This window comes from Pelagibius sp. Alg239-R121 (assembly GCF_947331435.1).
Lineage (GTDB): Bacteria > Pseudomonadota > Alphaproteobacteria > Kiloniellales > Kiloniellaceae > Denitrobaculum.
In genome coordinates, this window is sequence record NZ_CAMZOF010000049.1 from 1 (window position 1) to 1,113 (window position 1,113).

At 53.8% G+C, this 1,113-nt stretch carries 1 protein-coding gene; it reads right to left on the reverse strand.

Going from position 1 to position 1,113, the window contains the following annotated elements:
- Positions 1-1,004, reverse strand: a 1,004-nt coding sequence (locus QMZ18_RS36915) for an IS481 family transposase (protein ID WP_282611445.1), incomplete at its 3' end; no start/stop codon positions are given.
- Positions 1,005-1,113 lie beyond the last annotated feature (109 nt).

The following is a 1,113-nucleotide window of genomic DNA, read 5'->3' on the forward strand; positions in this document are numbered from 1 at the left end:
TTGCCTTCCACCAGGGTCTGCATTGGCGTTCGACCTTCGCAGATTTTACCCTGATGAGTGCGTTCATTGTTGTAGTAGTCGATCCATTCGTCCAGATCGTTCTGCAACTGCTCGATGGTGTCATAGATCTTCTTTCGGAATGTCACCTGATAGAACTCCTGCAAGATGGTCTTGTGGAACCTCTCGCAGATGCCGTTGGTCTGCGGTGACTTAACCTTTGTTTTGGTGTGTTCGATGTCGTTGATTGCCAGGAATAGCTGGTAATCATGGCGATCGGCGCGACCGCAGTATTCCGTTCCCCGATCGGTGAGGATACGCAGCACCGGCAGATCGTGTTGCTCATAGAACGCCAGAACCTTGTCGTTGAGCATATCGGCCGCCGTGATCGGGGTTTTGGTTTTGTAGAGTTTGGCCTGAGCAACCTTGGCGTAGGTATCGATATAGGTTTGCTGATAGACCCGGCCGACGCCCTTCAAGGTGCCAACATAGAATGTGTCCTGTGAGCCAAGATAGCCGGGGTGTGCGGTCTCGATCTCGCCCCAGGCCTCATCGTCCAGCTTCTTCTGTTCCAGGGCCTGGACCTGAGCCTCTGTAAGGACAATGCCTTCTTCAGCAACCTTGGCCTCCAGGGCTTTCAATCGTTTCTTGAAATTGGCCAGGTCGTTGCGCAGCCAGATCGAGCGTACCCCGCTGGGCGACACAAACACGCCTAATTTGCGCAGCTCATTGCTGACGCGGACCTGGCCGTGGGCAGGGTATTCAAGGGCGTAATCGATAACCGCATTCTCGATCTCAATATCAACACGGTTCCTCGGATAGGGAACCCGGCGTGTTCGTTCCAGCAGCGCCTCAACGCCGCCTTCCTCGACCGCGTCCCTGTAACGGTAAAAGGTATCGCGTGACAGGCCCATGACCTGACAGGCGCGCGATACGTTACCCAGCTCTTCTGCCAGATTGAGAAGACCGACTTTGTGGCGAATGACTTTTTGATTATTCTGTAGCATGAGGGTTACCTCCGTGAAGTGTTTCGATGGTTGGCTTGGCACCACCATCAAAACCGGTAACCCTCGCTCCTCCAACAGAGCTGTGTCAGATCAGGTCAGAACTAATTCA